Below are 17581 nucleotides of genomic sequence, written 5' to 3' on the forward strand. Positions count from 1 at the left end.
GTGGAACGGCCGGTGATCCCGCGCTCACCTGCGGTTTCTTGCCCGTTACAGGCATCGTCGGGGCCCGGAGCGGAACGGTAGCCGTGTGGCGAAGGTCTCGGATCGGGCGGATCTGCCGAAAGGCCGGAAAACGATGCACGGGAACAGGGCCGCCCCCGTCACCGAGGTGACGGGGGCGGCCCTGTGACGACTGCCTGAGCGGTACGACGTCAGTCGTTGCCGTTGCCCGGAGCGGGCGTCGTCTTCTGGATCTGGAGCAGGAACTCCGCGTTGGACTGGGTCTTCTTCATCCGGTCCAGGAGTAGCTCGATCGCCTGCTGCTGGTCGAGTGCGTGCAGCACCCGGCGCAGCTTCCAGACAATCGCCAACTCGTCGCTGCCGAGCAGGATTTCTTCCTTACGGGTGCTGGACGCGTCGACGTCCACCGCCGGGAAGATGCGCTTGTCCGAGAGCTTCCGGTCGAGCTTGAGCTCCATGTTGCCGGTGCCCTTGAACTCCTCGAAGATCACCTCGTCCATGCGCGAGCCGGTCTCGACGAGCGCGGTGGCCAGGATGGTCAGCGAGCCGCCGTCCTCGATGTTGCGCGCGGCACCGAAGAAGCGCTTCGGCGGGTAGAGCGCGGTCGAGTCGACACCACCGGACAGGATGCGACCGGATGCCGGGGCCGCGAGGTTGTACGCGCGGCCGAGGCGGGTGATCGAGTCCAGCAGGACGACCACGTCGTGACCCAGCTCGACGAGACGCTTGGCGCGCTCGATGGCCAGCTCGGCGACGGTGGTGTGGTCCTCGGCGGGACGGTCGAAGGTCGAGGAGATGACCTCGCCCTTCACCGACCGCTGCATGTCGGTGACCTCTTCCGGACGCTCGTCGACCAGGACGACCATCAGGTGGCACTCGGGGCTGTTGACGGTGATCGCGTTGGCGATCGCCTGCAGGATCATGGTCTTGCCGGTCTTCGGCGGGGCCACGATCAGACCACGCTGGCCCTTGCCGATCGGTGCGACCAGGTCGATGATCCGCGTCGTCAGGACGTTGGAGTCGGTCTCCAGACGGAGCCGGTCCTGCGGGTACAGCGGGGTCAGCTTCTGGAACTCCGGGCGGCCGCGGCCGCTTTCGGGAGCCATGCCGTTGACCGAGTCGAGGCGGACCAGCGCGTTGAACTTCTCGCGGCGCTCGCCGTCCTTGGGCTGGCGCACCGCACCGGTGACGTGGTCACCCTTGCGCAGGCCGTTCTTGCGGACCTGGGCGAGCGACACGTACACGTCGTTCGGGCCCGGCAGGTAGCCGGAGGTCCGGATGAACGCGTAGTTGTCGAGGATGTCCAGGATGCCCGCGACGGGGATCAGGACGTCGTCGTCGGAGACCGGCGGCGCGTCGCTCGCGAAGTCGTCGCGGCCACGGCGGCCACGGCGGTCGCGGTAGCGGCCACGGCGACCGCGACGGCCGCCTGCCTCGTCGTCGTAACCGTCGTCCTGCGGTCCGCCGCCACCCTGCGGGCCCTGACCCTGGCTCTGGCTCTGGCCCTGGCTCTGGCCCTGGCTCTGGCCCTGGCGCTGCTGGCGCTGGCCGCCCTGCTGGCCCTGGCCACCGCCCTGCTCGTCGCCCTTGCCGCGGCGGTCGCGCTGACGGTCACGGCGGTCGCCGCGGTCGCCACGCTCACCGCGTTCGCCACGCTGACCGCGGTCGCCACGGTCGCCACGGTCGCCACGGCGGCCTTCGGCGGTGTCCACGGCGGCTTCGGCCTTCGCCTCGGCGCGGTCCTCGCCCTTCGGCTCGGCCTGCGTCTCCACCTTGGCCTCGGCCTTGGGCTCCGCCTTGACGTCCGGGCTGCCCGCCTGCGCGGTCGCACGGCGCCGACGACGCTCACCCGTGGGCTGGTCGTCGCTGGCCGGCTGGCCGGGGATGTCGATCTGCTGCTGGGCCGTGGCCTTCTCGGCGGGCGCGGCGGCGGACTCGTCCCCCGTGCGCGCCTTGGAGGTGGCGCGGCGCTTCGGCTTGGTCTCGGCGTCCGCGGCGGCGGGCGCTGCGGCAGCCTTGGGCGCAGCGCTTCCGCCCTGCGCCTCCTTGATGACCTCGATCAGCTGGCTCTTGCGCATCCGCGCAGTGCCCTTGATGCCGAGGCCGGACGCGACCTGCTGCAGCTCGGCCAGGACCATGCCATCGAGGCCGGTGCCGGAGCGGCGGCGCCGTGCGGTGGTGCCAGTGGCAGCACCTTCGGCGGGCGCGGAGCTGTCGACGGTCTTGTCGGCAGTCACGCCCATCAGATCGGTGGTGTCGCTCACGAAGGGTCCTTCCCTGGAGCGGACGTCGGCCTTCTGGCTCGGCGACCGGTTGTGCTGTCCGACTGCGGTCTTTGGATCTTGCGGACCGTGCCGGGGCGGTGGTCCGCCGGGTACGGCGGAGAGATGAATGTGCAAGGGTCCGACGCGAGCATCCCCCTGCTCGGCCCACTCCTGGACAAGCGAGGGGTGTCGTGCCGGTTCCGGAGCGTGCTCGAAACTGCTCAGGCAGGCTGCTCAGGCAGTTGGGGAGGCTCTCGGAAGAAATGGTGGCCCCGGAAAGGGACACGAAGCAACGCGCCACATAGACGTCGATTGCAGACTTGAGGTTAACACTACCGGCTCCAACAAACATTCCCCCTCTCACTCACCGGCAATCACTTCTCGCTACGGGGCGAGCGGCAGGACACTCGCACCCGAGGCGTCGAGAGTGAGCCGGTTGGCCGCCCATCCCTCGCCCGCCAGCCGTGCGACCTTGTCGGCCGCACCGTCCTCGGCCAGCGCGAGCACGGTCGGCCCGGCACCGGAGATGACTGCAGGGACGCCGTCGGCGCGCAGTCGGTTCACAAGTTCCACGCTCTCGGCCATTGCGGGGGCGCGGTATTCCTGGTGCAGCCGGTCCTCGGTCGCGGCGAGCAGCAACTCGGGGCGCCGGGTCATGGCCTCGACCAGGAGGCCCGCACGGCCGGCGTTGAACGCGGCGTCGACGTGCGGGACGGTACGCGGCAGCAGTCCGCGGGCGGTCTCGGTGAGCACCGGCTTGCCGGGGACGAAAACCACCGGAACGATGGAATCCGAGGGATCCATCCTGATCGCGCGGGCGGAGCCGCCGTCCATCCAGGCCAGCGTGAAGCCGCCGAGCAGGCATGCCGCCACATTGTCGGGGTGGCCCTCGATCTCGGTGGCAAGCTCCAGCAGTGCCGCGTCGTCGAGCCGGGCATCGCCACCGGTGGTCACGGCGCGGGCCGCGACGATACCGGCGCAGATGGCCGCGGAGGAGGAACCGAGGCCACGCCCGTGCGGGATGCGGTTGGCGCAGACGATCTCCAGGCCGCGGGGCTGTCCGCCGAGCAGGTCGAAGGCCGTACGCAGGGAGCGCACGAGGAGGTGGCTCTCGTCGCGGGGCAGGGTGTCGGCACCCTCGCCGGCGATGTCGATGTGCAGGCCGGAGTCGGCGACGCGGACGACGACGTCGTCGTACAGCCCCAGCGACAGGCCGAGGGCGTCAAAACCCGGGCCCAGGTTGGCGCTGGTAGCGGGGACGCGCACCCGGACGGCGGCGGCTCGGAAGGCGGGACCGGCCATCGCTTCGACGACTCTCCTTGTGAGGCAGTGGGGATTGCTGCGGCGGGGATTGTGGCGGTGGATATTTCGTAAGCCTGTGGAGAACCCGACGGCCACGAAGGCGACACCGCGGCAATTGCGGCGGGGCGGGTTGACTACAGCTTATCGAAGGAAGGTTCTGTCGCGACATAGGGCGCACAGGAGGCGCACGATGCGTGTCGCACGCCTCCTATGCGCTCTCCGCCCCGAAAAGGGGCGGTTGAGCTGCTGATGTCTTTACTGCACGAGGCCGAGCTTCTCCGCGGCGGTGGCGGCGTCGACCGGTACGGTGACGGGCTGCGGAGCACCCGCGACGGCCCAGTCCGGATCCTTCAGACCGTTGCCGGTGACCGTGCAGACGATCTTCTGGCCGGGGTCGACCTTGCCCTCTTCGGCAGCCTTGAGTAGACCGGCGACCGATGCGGCCGAGGCGGGCTCGACGAAGACACCCTCCTGAGAGGCCAACAGACGGTAGGCGGACAGAATTTGACGGTCCGTCACCTCGTCGATGAAGCCGCCCGACTCGTCGCGCGCGTCCAGCGCGTACTGCCAGGAGGCCGGGTTGCCGATCCGGATCGCGGTGGCGATGGTCGACGGGTCCTTGACGATCTCGCCGCGGACGATGGGCGCGGAGCCCGAGGCCTGGAAGCCCCACATGCGCGGCTTGTGCGTCGACATGGAATCCGCGGCGTACTCCGTGTAACCCTTCCAGTACGCGGTGATGTTGCCCGCGTTGCCGACCGGGAGGACATGGATGTCGGGGGCGTCGCCGAGCGCGTCGACGATCTCGAACGCCGCGGTCTTCTGGCCCTCGATACGGACCGGATTGACCGAATTGACCAGTGCCACCGGGTAGTTGTCCGAGAGCGAGCGGGCCAGCGTCAGGCAGTCGTCGAAGTTGCCGTCGACCTGGAGAATCTTGGCGCCGTGGACGAGCGCCTGGCCCATCTTGCCGAGCGCGATCTTGCCCTGCGGTACGAGGACGGCGCAGACCATGCCCGCCCGCACCGCGTACGCGGCGGCGGAGGCGGAGGTGTTGCCGGTGGAGGCGCAGATGACGGCCTTGGCACCTTCCTCCTTGGCCCGGGTGATCGCCATCGTCATACCGCGGTCCTTGAAGGACCCGGTGGGATTGGCGCCCTCCACCTTGAGGTGCACCTCGCAGCCCGTGCGCTCGGAGAGGACCTGAGCGGGAACGAGCGGCGTGCCACCCTCACGAAGCGTGACAACCGGCGTCGTGCTCGTGACCGGAAGACGGTCCCGGTACTCCTCGATGATGCCGCGCCACTGGTGGGTGCCCTTGCTGGTCATGGGTCCTTACTCCCCTTCAACACGCATGATGCTGGCGACACCGCGCACGGTGTCGAGCTTGCGCAGCGCCTCGACGGTCGCCGAGAGGGCGGCGTCGGGCGCGCGGTGGGTGACGACGACGAGAGATGCCTCGCCGCCTCCGTCCTGGCGGCCTTGCTGGCGGACCGTATCGATGGATACGCCCTGTTCGGCGAAGACCGTCGCGACCTGGGCGAGTACGCCAGGCTTGTCGGCCACGTCGAGACTGATGTGGTACCGCGTGACGACCTCACCCATGGGGCTGACCGGCAGACGCGTGTACGCGGACTCACCGGGGCCGGTGGCCTCGTTGAGCTTGTTGCGGCAGACCGCGACCAGGTCGCCGAGGACCGCGGAGGCGGTCGGGGAACCGCCCGCGCCGGGGCCGTAGAACATCAGCTGCCCGGCGGCATCCGCCTCGACGAAGACCGCGTTGTACGCCTCACGGACGGAGGCCAGCGGGTGGCTGAGCGGGATCATCGCCGGGTGCACGCGCGCGGTGACGGACCGGCCGTCGGCGGCGCGCTCGCAGATGGCGAGGAGTTTGACGGTGCAGCCCATGCGGCGGGCCGACGCGATGTCGGCCGCGGTGACCTCGGTGATGCCCTCGCGGTGCACCTCGCCGATCCGCACCCGGGTGTGGAAGGCGATTCCGGCGAGGATCGCGGCCTTGGCGGCGGCGTCGAAGCCCTCGACGTCGGCGGTCGGGTCGGCCTCGGCGTACCCGAGGGCGGTGGCCTCGTCGAGCGCCTCGGAGTAGCCCGCGCCGCTGGTGTCCATCTTGTCGAGGATGAAGTTGGTCGTGCCGTTGACGATGCCCAGCACCCGGTTGACCTTGTCACCGACGAGGGACTCGCGCAGCGGCCGCACGAGCGGAATGGCACCGGCCACGGCCGCCTCGTAATAGAGGTCCCGGCCGTACTGTTCGGCGGCGGCGTGCAGAGCGGCGCCGTCCTCGGCGAGCAGCGCCTTGTTGGCGGAGACGACACTCGCGCCGTGCTCGAAGGCGGTGGTGATGAGTGCGCGGGCCGGCTCGATGCCACCGATGACCTCGATGACGACGTCGATGTCGCCCCGTTTGACCAGGGCGGTCGCATCGGTGGTGATCAGCGCGGGGTCGATCCCCTCCCGCGCCTTCGAGGGCCGGCGGACGGCGACACCGGCGAGCTCGATGGGCGCGCCGATGCGCGCGGCGAGGTCGTCGGCGTGCGTCGTCATGATGCGCGCCACCTCTGAGCCGACCACTCCACAGCCCAGCAGCGCCACCTTCAGCGGACGCGTACGCATCATCCGACCTCGTTTCTCATGCATGCTCATGTGTGGACCAGTCTCACTCACCGGACGGGAGTTTCTGTCACCCGTCCGGATCCTGAGACATCTATTTCATCAGCCGACATCAAGACGCAGGAGATCTTCCTCCGTCTCGCGCCGGACGATCACCCGCGCCTCTCCGTCGCGCACGGCGACGACGGGTGGGCGCAGCGCGTGGTTGTAATTGCTCGCCATCGAGCGGCAGTAGGCGCCGGTGGCGGGCACGGCGATCAGATCGCCGGGCGCGAGGTCGGACGGCAGGAACGCATCCTTGACCACGATGTCACCGCTCTCGCAGTGCTTGCCGACGACGCGTACGAGCATCGGTTCGGCGTCGGAGCGGCGCGAGACGAGCGCGACGCTGTACTCGGCGTCGTAGAGCGCGGTGCGGATGTTGTCCGACATGCCGCCGTCGACGCTGACGTACGTACGCAGTCCTTCGAGGTGCTTGATGGTGCCGACCTCGTACAGCGTGAACGCGGTGGGGCCGACGATGGCGCGCCCGGGCTCGACCGAGATCCGCGGGGTGGCGAGGCCGGCCGACTCGCACTCGCGGGTCACGATGTCGCCGAGCGCCTTGGCGATCTCGTGCGGCTCGCGCGGGTCGTCGTCGGAGGTGTACGCGATGCCCAGACCACCACCGAGGTCGATCTCCGGCAGCTCGACACCGTGCTCGTCGCGCACCTCGGCGAGGAGCTGGACCACGCGGCGGGCGGAGACCTCGAAACCCGCCATGTCGAAGATCTGCGAGCCGATGTGCGAGTGGATGCCGATGAGTTCGATCCCGTCGAGCGTGAGCGCCCGGCGCACTGCTTCGGCGGCCTGCCCTCCGGCCAGCGCGATGCCGAACTTCTGGTCCTCGTGGGCGGTGGCGATGAACTCGTGGGTGTGCGCCTCGACGCCGACCGTCACCCGGATCTGGACACGCTGCCGCTTGCCGAGCCGCTGCGCGATGTGCGAGACGCGGACGATCTCCTGGAACGAGTCGAGCACGATCCGCCCGACACCGACGTGGATGGCCCGCTCGATCTCGGCGACGGTCTTGTTGTTGCCGTGGAAGGCGATGCGCTCGGCGGGCATGCCGGCGTCGAGTGCGGTGGTCAGCTCGCCGCCGGAGCAGACGTCGAGGTTGAGCCCCTCCTCCTTCAGCCAGCGCACGACAGCCCGTGACAGGAACGCCTTGCCGGCGTAGAAGACATCGGCGCCCGGTCCGAACGCGTCGGCCCAGGCGCGGCAGCGGGCGCGGAAGTCGCTCTCGTCGAGGAAGTAGGCGGGCGTGCCGAATTCCTCGGCCAGCCGGGTCACTTCGATCCCGCCGACGGTCACGGCGCCGTCGTCGTTGCGGGAGACGGTGCGGGCCCAGACCTTCTCGTCGAGGACGTTCAGGTCGGCGGGCGGGGCCGTGTAGTGCCCCTCGGTCAGGACGTCGGCGTGACGGGGACCGGCGGGGTGTGCGGATCGGCTCATGGTGTTGCTCTGCTCTTTCGGATCTCTCAGAGGTGTTCGGGTGCGCTGATACCGAGCAGGGACAGGCCACCGGCGAGCACCGTCCCGGCGGCTTCGGCAACGGCCAGCCGGGAGCGGTGGGCGGCCGAGGGTTTCTCGTCGCCGACGGGCAGCGGGGACGCGGAGTCCTGGAAGTCGAAGAAGGCGTGCGCGACGTCTTCGAGATGCCGGGCGAGCCGGTCGGGCGCGCGGTGGCGGGCGGCGGCGGCGAGGGCCTCTGGGTAGTCGGCCAGCGCGCGCAGCAGTGCGGGTGCGTCGACATCCTCGTCGTACGAGCTGTCGAATCCGAGGAGCACGGCGCCACGGGTGAGCGCGCGGGCCCGGGAGTGGGCGTAGCGGACGAGGAACAGCGGATTGCCGGCGCTCTGTACGAGCAGCTCGTCGCCGAGCGGGGCCCGGTCGTGCCCGGCCGGCCGCAGCAGCCCCCACCGGACGGCATCGGGTCCGAGCCGCTCCAGCAGCTCGCTCGCGGCGGCACCCGCGGGAAGGGGCCGGACGACGGTGGGCGACGCAGCCGGCTCCCCCGGGGCGTCGATGTCGACTCCCAGCCGCGCCCAGTCGGGGTCGGGGTCGGGCGACCCGTCGCAGCCGGTGCGCACCAGCGCACCCTGGGTGCGTGCGATGGTGCGCAGCGCGTGGGCGGTGACCGCGGCCCGGACCTCGCGGGCATGGCTCAACTGCAGGATGTCCCCGGCGAGCGCGTCCCCGTGCCCGTACCGGGCCCCTCGCGCCAGCACATCGCGTACGAGCGCCTCGCGCGCCCGGGCATCCGCCGACGCGTCGAGCGTGAAGTTCAGAAATCCGGGCCCGGTGACCTCGACCCGGCCGATCCCCGGTGCGCCGGCGACCCGGTCCCGCAGGATCTCGGCGACCTCCCGGGCCGGCCGCGCGGCGGCCCCGGCCAGCTGGAGCGCGACGGCACAGGCGTAGTCCCCACTACCGCCGGGCCGTGTCCGCTCCACTCGCACGCGCGCGGGCACGGGCGCGCGCAAGGCGTCCTCGTCGACCGCACGACGCACGGCGCGCAGCACGGTCCTTGAGAGCTCGGCGGGGGTCACGGGACAAGCGTATGGGAGGGAGGGGGGCGCTCCGCGACCTGGTTTCGCCATGCGGTCAGCCCGCGGCGCTCTCGGCCTTCCCGGCGCTTTGTCTGCCGTCGACCGACGGCGGGTCCTCCCTGTTCGCCAACTGCCGTACGAGCCGTACCAGCTCGCTGGGCTCGAAGGGCTTCGCCAGGAACGCGTCGACGCCCGCGGCGACACCGTTGTCAACCTCGTACTGCGTACAGGCGCTGACGATCGCGACGGGCAGATGTCTGGTCCGCGGATCGGAGCGCAGGCGAGTGGCGGTCTGCAGACCGTCGAGCCGGGGCATGACGACATCGAGGGTGATCACATCGGGGCAGACCCGATGCACCAGGTCCAGGCACTCGACACCATCGGCCGCGGTCACGACCTCGAAGCCCTCAAGCTCGAGATTGACCCTGATCAACTGCCGGATGACCTTGTTGTCGTCAACAACAAGCACGCGGCCACACGCCCCTGACACACTCCGAGAGTAGGCGGGGCGTAGGGGCTGCGTCCGGGTTTTGCCCATTTCCGGCCCCGGACGGGTGGCGGCCGGGTGGCCCACGGACGGCACGGCGGACGATACGGCGGAGGGCATGGGAGCCGACGTGACGCGGACGGTGGCCGCGCGGAAATACCTGTTCACGGACACCCCGCGGAAGCTGGTAGTGTTTCACCCGTCGCAGAGCACAACAGCGACATGCCCCCGTAGCTCAGGGGATAGAGCATCGGCCTCCGGAGCCGGGTGCGCAGGTTCGAATCCTGCCGGGGGCACTTCAGTCCGGACAGCATGATCAACCCGCTGACCAGGCAAAGTGCCAAGTACAAAGGGTCGGACCCAGTCTCACTGGGTCCGACCCTTTGTCGTTGTGTGTCACTGATCGCGAGTGAGTGGCGAGTGGGTTTTCAGGGGTGATCCCAGCTCACTCGCTGGTCTCCTCACCCCATCCCATGGACTTTTCGATCTTCCGGTTGTTCAGCTCCTCGTGATCACCGATGCAGCCCGCGTAACGGCGATGCGCCTCTTCACCTGAGTTCCCTACGCGGCGGGACACCTCCGCCACAAGGACGCCGGCGCTCAGCCAGTTCGTGTGCCGCCACCATGTTCCAGTCGAGGACGATCCCTGACGCCGCCCTGCCCGCTCCCGGGTAGCTCCGGTCATGCTTTCGGAGAAAAGCCTAGGGGCAGGCATCGCTGGACGATCGAACGCACCATGGCCTGGCTCGCCGGCTGCCGCCGCCTCCACCCTCATCTGCACCGCAGGTTCGACAGCCAAGTGTGCCGCTAATTCGATGGCACGCATCGAACGGTGCCCTCACGCTGGTCACCGTGGCAGAACCCAAGCACCAGATCCGCGCTTTTTACACCGCTTCCACGGTCACCGTCTACCAGGCGTACGGGCCGGAGATCGGCCTTCCCGCGGCCCGGGACAGTCGCTTTCCGGCAGCCTGGCAGCGGGACCGGATGACGTGGATCAAGCCCTCCTTCCTCTGGATGATGTACCGCTGCGGATGGGGCTCCAAGGACGGCCAGGAAACTGTCCTCGCCATCGAGATCACCCGTGAAGGCTTCGAATGGGCACTGGAACATGCCTGCCTGGCCCACTATGAGCACGGGCTGCATCCTGACCGCGCAACCTGGAAACGCCAGTTGAAGCGGTCTCCGGCTCGGGTCCAGTGGGACCCGGAACGTGACCTGCACCTGCAGCCACTTCCTCACCGCTCGCTGCAACTCGGTCTCACAGGAGAAGCCGCACACCGCTACGCGGACGAGTGGACGGTCTCCATCACCGACATCACCTCACTGGCGCACACAATTCACCACCACGTACGGGACGGGGACCTGACTGCAGCACGACGCCTCCTACCCGCAGAGCGTTCCTACCCAGTGCCCGAAGGAGGCTTGGACCACTTGCACCGGTGAGCAGAGCAGCCAATTGAGATGACCTGTAAAGCAGACGCGCTGCACGCTCCTCACGCGCAGGAGCTGGGTTGGACCCAGTGAGACTGGGTCCAACCCTTTGCACTCGTCCGCCACTGGTCGTGGGTGAGCGGCGCGTCGTTTTCACGCGTGGCCGCAGCTCACTCCCCGGTTCCCTCACCCCACCCCATGGCTTACTCAATCTTCCGGTTGTTCAGCTCCTCGTGGCCGTCGATGCAGCCCGCGTACCGACGGTGCACCACTTCGGGAGAGTTTCCGGCGCGCCGGGACACCTCCGCCACTGGGACCCCAGCGTTCAGCCAGTTCGTGATGCAGGTGTGCCGCAAGTCGTACGGCCGGTGGGCCAGCGGCGAATCGGTCTTGTCCGGCGGCAGCGCGTAGGGACGGGCTTCCTGCCATACCCGCCAGTAGCTGGTGGAGCCGAGGACTCCCCCACGCTCGTTGGCAAAGAGCCGACCGTCCTCGGCCGTGCCGAGCTGGAACAGGTCATCGAGCCCCCGACCACCCTCGTGGTCATCCAGCGGCCGGCCGACTCATCGTTCTACCGGAGCTGCTACCCGCTACCAGTGCCTGAGCGAAGGGGAGAAATCCTCGTCTGCGTTGTCAGACATCTCTGTTAGCTTCATGCGGCTCGTGTGATCCACGAGCTCAAGCACTTACAGGGGAGGGACATTGACCAGGTTCGGAAGGACGGTCAGATACAGACGGATGGTGGTGGGGAGCTGCGCGGCGGCGCTGCTCGCCACGTCTGCCGGTACGGCGTATGCGGTGGACAACCTGCCGCCGAAGCAGCCGCTGATCCAGGACCTCCAGTCGGAGGGCAAAGCCTGCGCCACCGGCGACGACACGCCATACGTCCCGGAGTCACCCAGGCTCAGTGCCATGCTGTACGACCCGGAGGAGGACAACCAGCCCTCCGAATCTAGCCCGGTCAAGGGCGAGTTCGAAGCCTGGTGGACGGACGCAGCAGGAGTTGAGCAGCGTCGTACCTACACCACCATCACCTTGTCGTCGGGGGCGCGCTTCTACTGGACGATGCCGGGCGACATCCCGGCGAACACGGTCGTGTCCTGGCACGTCCGCGCGAACGACGGCGAGGCGACCTCCGCATGGAGCGACGAGGGCGACGGCTCGGTCTGTTCCTTCGTGTACGACGACGTGAATCCTGAGAAGGCGACGATCAGCTCCCCCGAATACCCGAATCCGGAGGACGTGTTCTGGGTGGACGGGGTGGGCGTCTACGGCCACTTCACCATGGACTCGCCCTCGGACGACGTGGTGGCGTACACGTACGGCTTCCTGGGCGGCCCGTACGGGACCGTCTCCGCCGAGCGGCCGGGCGCAGCTGTGACCGTTCCGTACCTGCCGCTCACTGCAGGTCCCAAGCAGCTGACGGTCCGCGCGCTCGACCGGGCGGGCCGAAGCAGCGGTAGTTCGTCGTACGACTTCAACGTGCAGAACGGGCGTGCCCCTGTCGCCCGCTGGAAGCTGGACGACCCGGCGGGCTCCCGCACGGCCTCTGCCGAGACGGGCACCGTCGCCCGTGCCGGCACTGGCGTGACCTTCGGCGGCCCGGCGCCCGCGGGCACCGGAACTACCGCCACAGTCGGCCTCGACGGCAGCGGTCACGGCTTCCTCACCACGGACGCCCCGGCCACCGACATCCGCACGTCCTTCGCCGTCAGCGCCTGGGCGCGGCCCGCCGAAACCGGCCGGACCATGACCGTCGCCAGCCAGGACGCGGACGGGAAGCCCGGCTTCGGCCTCGGGCTGCGCAGCCAGGACCCCGGCCCTGTCTGGTCGTTCGCGATCGGGGGCGCACGGGTGTCCGGTGGTACGCCCGAGACAGGCGAGTGGGCCCATCTGCTGGGGCTGTACGACGCGGAGACAGGTCGCGCGCAGTTGTACGTCAACGGCCAGGAGGTCGGCACCGCGGCGGAGGCGACTCCCGCGGAGGCGGCCGGCGCGTTCCAGATCGGACGAGCCCGTGGGACTACCGGCTACCGCGACCGGTGGCACGGTGACATCGGCGACGTACGGGTCCACGACCGGGTCGTGGTACCGGGCGAGGTATCCGAACTGGCACTGCGCAAGCCGAAGCTGCTCGGTCACTGGTCGATGGACGACGCGACGGACGGCGCGAGCCCCGAGCAGTCGGACGGCGCGCCGCTGCGGCTCGGCACGGGAGCCTCGATCTACCGGGGCTCCGACAACTCCTGCATCCCGGAGATCGACCCCGACTGCACCTACGTGCCGCCGCCGCTCGTCGGCGACGGGCATCTGCGCCTGGACGGCGAGACCGGGTACGCCGCTGCCGACGGGCCGGTCGTGGACACCGGCGACAGCTTCACCCTCGGCGTCGTCGTGCGCCTCGCGGACTCCGTGCCGGCCCACCCGATGACCGTGCTCTCGCAGGCCGGCGAGCACACCGACGCGTTCAAGGTGCGCTACGAGCCGTCCACGCACACCTGGCAACTCGTGATGCCGGAGAAGGACGAGGTCGGATCTCCCGAGAAGGTGGTGTCCCGGATCGCGGGCGCGGACGGCGGCGAGGGCCAGGGTCATCGTCTCGCCGTGATCTACGACGACGGGACCGACACGATCAAGCTCTACCTCGACGGCTACACCAACGCTGAAGCGACCGCGAGCCTCCCCAACGGCTGGCACAGCACCGGTGACCTCCAGATCGGCCGGGCCAAAGCCGGTGACGGATGGGGCGAGTACCTCCATGGCGATGTGGACGAAGTGCAGGCCTACTCCGGTGCGCTGCGGGACAGGGACGTATCCAGCCTGGGCTGGGGTACGAATCCCTGCCTGTGCTGATCCGTCCGTTCTGATCCGTCCGTTCTGAATCCAGAGGTCGGAGCCCCGACGGCCCGACAGCTTGCGCGCGGAAACAACGATGGACCCGGACAGTGTGTCCGGGTCCATCGTCGTTGCAGCTCAGCCTTTGTCGTTGTGTGTCACTGATCGCGAGTGAGTGGCGAATCAATTTTCACGCGTGGTCACAGCTCACTCCCAGTTCCCTAGCCCCACCCCATGGCTTGCTCGATCTTCCGGTTGTTCAGCACCTCGTGTCCGTCGATGCAGCCCGCGTACCGGCGGTGCACCACCTCCGGCGAGTTCCCGGCGCGGCGGGACACCTCCGCGACAGGGACGCCCGCGTTCAGCCAGTTCGTGATGCAGGTGTGCCGCAGGTCGTAGGGCCGGTGGGCGAGCGGGGAATCGGTCTTGTCCGGCGGCAGCGCGTAGGGACGGGCTTCCTGCCATACCCGCCAGTAGCTGGTGGAGCCGAGGACTCCCCCGCGCTCGTTGGCGAAGAGCCGACCGTCCTTGGCCGTGCCGAACTCTTCGATGTGGGCGCGAAGCATGGCGACCAGCACGGGCGGGATCGGCACTGGCCGGTCGGTGTTCGCCTCGCGTGATTTAAGGCCGCGGCGGTCGTGCCGGAGACCGGAGTCCGTCCACTTCGTTCCGACCACCGGGCGTGTCTCGCGAAGAGTCAGGGTGCCCCACCCCTTTTCGGGGAGGTAGCAGTCCTTCTTCCGGAGCCCTACCGCTTCGGCCGGCCGAAGCGCGGCGTAGAGCTGGACAGCGAAGAATCCGACCAACCTACGGCCGCGATTGCGGTGAACGCTCCCCACGTACGAGACGGCAGTCAGAAGCTGCGCGCCTTGGTCCTGATTGACCAATACGCGAGGGTCCACCGTGTCCCCGGTACGCGAGCCGCTTCGCCGAAGGTTGGCGAGCGGGTTGCTTTCCAGGTATCCCGCTTCGATCGCGTACTCCATGGCGGTGTTCAGGCCCCGTCGGCGGCGTTTGTACGTCTCCCCCGCGGCTGGCCTGTCATCCAGCTTGAAGGAAAGCCGGTACTGGACGTCCCGCAGAACCTTCGGGTCCAGCAAGGAAGAGAGCGGCAGCGAATGCAGCGAGAGCCACGTACACGCGGCCAGTAGGTCCGGTGGCGGCTCTTCGTCCTTGTGGGCAGGCACGACACGCCACCGCATCGCGTAGCGGACTTCTTCCAGTGTCGGCGCGTTGGCTCCGTCGCCCATCATGGCGAGCGCGGTCGTTGCGAGGCTGTCCGCGATACCCTCGCGGGTCTTCGCGGCGGTACTGCGCCAGCGAGCGGCCAGGTACTCGGGGCAGAAGTCCCACCACTTCGGGTCTGGCCTGGTGTTCCCCTTTTCGGCGGCGGCGCGGAGTTCGGATTCCGGGAGACCCGTATCGGTATCGAAGGACTCGCCCCTTCGCATGGCCTGCCAGAGTTCCGAGCGACGGCTCTGCGCGAGCGCGTCCGTGGTGAAACTCGCGGCCTTCACCTTTCCGGCGACGATCCAGCGCAGCTGATAGGGGGCTTTCTTGCTCTTCACCTTGTTGACCTTCCACACCCTTACGTCAGTGGAAAGGTCAGCGGCTTCGGGCCCCACCGGGCGAGCACTCTCGCGCCCGCCCGGAGTACCACTCCTGCGATTGTTCACGCGGTCTCCTCAAGACCGGTGATCCACCGATCCAATTCCGAACGCCGGATACGGACGGCTCCGTTCGGCAGCTTGATGGCCTTGGGCCCTTTGCGAAGCTGCCGCCATCGATAGAAAGTCGCGCGGGGAACACCGATCTCCGTGATGACCTGGGAGATCGTCAGCATCTCGTCTCGGGCCACAGTCAGATCCCTCCCTGCTGCCCGGCACGGGCAGACCGATCGGACAGCCCGGACAGCTCCGCTTCTAACTGTCCGGGCTGTTTGTGCTGGTCAGGTGGGGTGACCGGACAGTCGGACAGCTGGGACACCTGTTGGGTGGTCTGTGTCCGGGTCTCGGTGTCCGGGTAGTACCGGCCGCTGCCGTCCTTGGTGAGCTGTCCGTCGGTGGCCATGCGGGAGCAGGTGCGCCGGACCGTGTCCGTGTCGACCTGCGGGAGTGCGTCGGCGATGTCCTTGGGCTTGGCGCCGGGGTTGGCCCTCACGTGCCGGAGGATGGCGGCTCGGGTGTCGCCGATGGTGTGGTCGGACGCGGGCCCGTCCAGCAGGTGCCAGGCGCCGGAGGCTTCCTGGAACTGGAGGGCGTATTCCGCTTCATTCACGTCACGGCCGGTGACGTGCAGGATGCCGTCGGCCTGCCCGCGGGCCCGCTTGAGGACGAGCGTGGCGTCCGCGGCTCCGGCGATCCCGTTGGTGCCGGAGACCTCGGTGAGGAAGTCCTCGGAGGCCATCTTGCGGACGTGGTGGACCAGGACGACGGCGATGCCGTAGTGGTCCGCAAGCCGCTTCGCGTAGCCGACGGAGACGTAGTCCGCGTCGTAGGCGGACACGCCTTGCGGGGCCTGTCCGCGCATCTTGGCGAACACGTCGATGACGACCATCCGGGCGTCCGGGTTGCGCTCCAGCCACTGCGCGATGGCTTCGCTGCCACCTTGCGGGAAGGGCGGGCATTCAGTCACCAGGGTCAGACCGGCCGGCGCCTTCTGCCCACCGAGCAGCTTGCCCATCCGGGTCTTCAGCCGACGCGGGGTGTCCTCCAGGGCGAGGTAGAGCACCGGGCCGCCATCGACGGGCACGGAGTCGAACGCGTGGCCTCCGGCAGCGACGGACAGACCGAGCCCCAGAGAAAGCCATGACTTGCCAACCTTGGGCGGTCCCGCGAGCAGGCTGACGCCTTCCGCGAGGATGCCGGGCACGGCCCATTTCGGCTCGGGGAACTCCGTGGCCATGAGCTGGTCCGCGGTCCACGCGGTCCGGGGCCGCTCCCGCACTGGGGGCGCCGTGGGGGCGGGCTGCGGACCGCTGGGGACGGAGTACAGGTGCAGCGGTGGAATCGGGGACGCGTTCATGCCGCCACCTGCCGGGGCCGGTTGGCTCCGGCCCGCAGACCGGATTCGATAGTGCGCCGCGCTTCGCGCTCGCCCTGCCCGGCCTGCCGAGCGGCGGCGGTGAGCCACTCGGTGACCTCACTGGTGCCCATCTCTCCTCCGGCGACGAGTTGCCCGAGGGCGACCGACGCGATGTAGAGAGCCTTGTTGCGCCCGCCCTCTCTGGCACGAGTGACGCGCTCCAGCTCGCCGTCGACGGCGGCACGTAGCCACTTGCCGCGCCGGTCCGAGGCGAGGGCTACCGTGATGGGCTGCTGCGGTGGCAGCGGCGCCGGGCGAAGCTGCTCCACGATCCAGCCGGGCAGCGGCTTCACCACGGCCTCGTGGACGGTGGTGTACGGGACGGGCTTACCGGTGATGGTGCTACCCGGTGCGACGACGTAGCCGCCGTGCGCGCGGGTGTCGATCTTCCATCCGAGCTTGCCCGCCGTGTTGCGCAGCTCGGCATCGCCCGGGGCCACGTAGTACAGGTGCATGCCTCCGCTGGGGGTTTTCACGATGTGCGTGGCGGGTGCCATCTCGCAGTAGCCGTCGAACGGCTCGCACATCACCAGGTCCCCCAGCCCTTCGGGGTCGTGGCGCTCCCACAGCGTCAGCAGGACTGCGAGGCCGTTACTGATGCCGGGGCGGGACCATCCGGCGGGCGGGAGGTCGTCCGGCCCTTTGGGGGTGTCGAGGTCGACAACGACCAGTTGGGATGGGCCGGTTGCGATGCCGATGTTGTAGGGGGCATGCGACCAGCATCGGGTGATGCGCTCAGGGTCGGTCGTGGCGCGCTCAGCCCAGTTCCGGATTGCGGGCGGCTTGTCGTCGGGAACGAGCGGGAAGACGTGCCACCCGCGGGCGGCAGCGTCCAGCGCCGCCGACAGCAGCGCGAGGTTGCGGTCATGCGTCATGCTGGTGGTTCTCCTGTTTCTGTCGAAGGGACGGAGAGCCGAGGCGGTCGCGGTCTTGTG

At 69.0% G+C, this 17581-nt stretch carries 13 protein-coding genes, 1 tRNA gene and 1 pseudogene; 3 read left to right on the forward strand and 12 right to left on the reverse strand.

What is annotated here, in order from left to right; translation table 11 throughout:
• Positions 1 to 209: 209 nt before the first annotated feature.
• The 7 genes from rho to OHA03_RS07015 all read right to left on the reverse strand — a co-directional run bounded on the left by rho (position 210) and on the right by OHA03_RS07015 (position 9344).
• Entirely contained in the window at positions 210 to 2282 is a 2073-nt protein-coding gene (rho, locus tag OHA03_RS06985; RefSeq protein ID WP_267001803.1) for a transcription termination factor Rho, read from the reverse strand.
• Positions 2283 to 2666: 384 nt separating this feature from the next.
• Positions 2667 to 3584 carry a homoserine kinase gene (gene thrB, locus OHA03_RS06990; protein WP_267001805.1) on the reverse strand — a complete coding sequence of 306 codons (918 nt, stop codon included), beginning with the start codon at positions 3582 to 3584 and terminating at the stop codon, positions 2667 to 2669.
• Between the two features lie 255 nt (positions 3585 to 3839).
• Positions 3840 to 4913 (reverse strand): threonine synthase, encoded by a 1074-nt coding sequence (gene thrC, locus OHA03_RS06995; protein ID WP_267001807.1) that lies wholly within the window; start codon positions 4911 to 4913, stop codon positions 3840 to 3842.
• A 6-nt stretch (positions 4914 to 4919) separates the two neighbouring features.
• On the reverse strand, positions 4920 to 6218 hold the full coding sequence (locus tag OHA03_RS07000; protein ID WP_267007956.1) for a homoserine dehydrogenase: 1299 nt from the start codon (positions 6216 to 6218) through the stop codon (positions 4920 to 4922).
• Between the two features lie 99 nt (positions 6219 to 6317).
• Positions 6318 to 7709: a diaminopimelate decarboxylase gene (lysA, locus tag OHA03_RS07005; RefSeq protein ID WP_267001809.1), complete on the reverse strand. Its 1392-nt coding sequence runs from the start codon at positions 7707 to 7709 to the stop codon at positions 6318 to 6320.
• 26 nt (positions 7710 to 7735) lie between these two features.
• Positions 7736 to 8806, reverse strand: a complete 1071-nt coding sequence (nrtL, locus tag OHA03_RS07010) for an ArgS-related anticodon-binding protein NrtL (RefSeq protein WP_267001811.1) — start codon at positions 8804 to 8806, stop codon at positions 7736 to 7738.
• A gap of 55 nt (positions 8807 to 8861) precedes the next feature.
• A complete protein-coding gene (locus OHA03_RS07015) occupies positions 8862 to 9344 on the reverse strand; it encodes a response regulator (protein ID WP_267007957.1) in 483 nt (160 codons plus the stop codon).
• Positions 9345 to 9517: 173 nt separating this feature from the next.
• On the opposite strand from OHA03_RS07015, the gene OHA03_RS07020 reads away from it, so the two are divergent.
• Positions 9518 to 9589 (forward strand) — tRNA-Arg (locus tag OHA03_RS07020).
• Positions 9590 to 10145: 556 nt separating this feature from the next.
• On the forward strand, positions 10146 to 10739 hold the full coding sequence (locus OHA03_RS07030; protein WP_267001813.1) for a DUF4291 domain-containing protein: 594 nt from the start codon (positions 10146 to 10148) through the stop codon (positions 10737 to 10739).
• A 191-nt stretch (positions 10740 to 10930) separates the two neighbouring features.
• On the opposite strand, the pseudogene OHA03_RS07035 reads toward OHA03_RS07030, so the two are convergent.
• Positions 10931 to 11230, reverse strand: a pseudogene (locus OHA03_RS07035) (site-specific integrase); the annotation flags it as partial.
• A gap of 235 nt (positions 11231 to 11465) precedes the next feature.
• Between OHA03_RS07035 and OHA03_RS07040 the strand changes: the two are divergent.
• Positions 11466 to 13580, forward strand: a complete 2115-nt coding sequence (locus OHA03_RS07040; RefSeq protein ID WP_267001815.1) for a LamG-like jellyroll fold domain-containing protein — start codon at positions 11466 to 11468, stop codon at positions 13578 to 13580.
• Between the two features lie 203 nt (positions 13581 to 13783).
• On the opposite strand, the gene OHA03_RS07045 is transcribed toward OHA03_RS07040, so the two are convergent.
• The 4 genes from OHA03_RS07045 to OHA03_RS07060 form a co-directional block, all read right to left on the reverse strand.
• Positions 13784 to 15130: a site-specific integrase gene (locus OHA03_RS07045; RefSeq protein WP_267001817.1), complete on the reverse strand. Its 1347-nt coding sequence runs from the start codon at positions 15128 to 15130 to the stop codon at positions 13784 to 13786.
• A 104-nt stretch (positions 15131 to 15234) separates the two neighbouring features.
• Positions 15235 to 15426, reverse strand: coding sequence for an AlpA family transcriptional regulator (locus tag OHA03_RS07050; RefSeq protein WP_267007958.1), 192 nt, complete (start codon positions 15424 to 15426; stop codon positions 15235 to 15237).
• Complete coding sequence (locus OHA03_RS07055; RefSeq protein ID WP_267001819.1) at positions 15423 to 16586, reverse strand: AAA family ATPase; 1164 nt, start codon at positions 16584 to 16586, stop codon at positions 15423 to 15425. Before OHA03_RS07055 ends, OHA03_RS07050 begins: the two co-directional genes overlap by 4 nt.
• Positions 16583 to 17521 carry a bifunctional DNA primase/polymerase gene (locus OHA03_RS07060; protein WP_267001821.1) on the reverse strand — a complete coding sequence of 313 codons (939 nt, stop codon included), beginning with the start codon at positions 17519 to 17521 and terminating at the stop codon, positions 16583 to 16585. Before OHA03_RS07060 ends, OHA03_RS07055 begins: the two co-directional genes overlap by 4 nt.
• Positions 17522 to 17581: the final 60 nt, after the last annotated feature.

The sequence above is a fragment of the Streptomyces sp. NBC_00154 genome, assembly GCF_026342835.1.
GTDB lineage: Bacteria > Actinomycetota > Actinomycetes > Streptomycetales > Streptomycetaceae > Streptomyces.

Excerpts from the sequence above, each read along its gene's own strand:
- thrB (WP_267001805.1), bottom strand. The coding sequence starts at position 3,584 with ATGGCCGGTCCCGCCTTCCGAGCCGCCGCCGTCCGGGTGCGCGTCCCC.
- thrC (WP_267001807.1), bottom strand. The coding sequence starts at position 4,913 with ATGACCAGCAAGGGCACCCACCAGTGGCGCGGCATCATCGAGGAGTAC.
- OHA03_RS07000 (WP_267007956.1), bottom strand. The coding sequence starts at position 6,218 with ATGCGTACGCGTCCGCTGAAGGTGGCGCTGCTGGGCTGTGGAGTGGTC.
- lysA (WP_267001809.1), bottom strand. The coding sequence starts at position 7,709 with ATGAGCCGATCCGCACACCCCGCCGGTCCCCGTCACGCCGACGTCCTG.
- OHA03_RS07015 (WP_267007957.1), bottom strand. The coding sequence starts at position 9,344 with ATGGGCAAAACCCGGACGCAGCCCCTACGCCCCGCCTACTCTCGGAGT.
- OHA03_RS07040 (WP_267001815.1), top strand. The coding sequence starts at position 11,466 with ATGGTGGTGGGGAGCTGCGCGGCGGCGCTGCTCGCCACGTCTGCCGGT.
- OHA03_RS07055 (WP_267001819.1), bottom strand. The coding sequence starts at position 16,586 with ATGAACGCGTCCCCGATTCCACCGCTGCACCTGTACTCCGTCCCCAGC.
- OHA03_RS07060 (WP_267001821.1), bottom strand. The coding sequence starts at position 17,521 with ATGACGCATGACCGCAACCTCGCGCTGCTGTCGGCGGCGCTGGACGCT.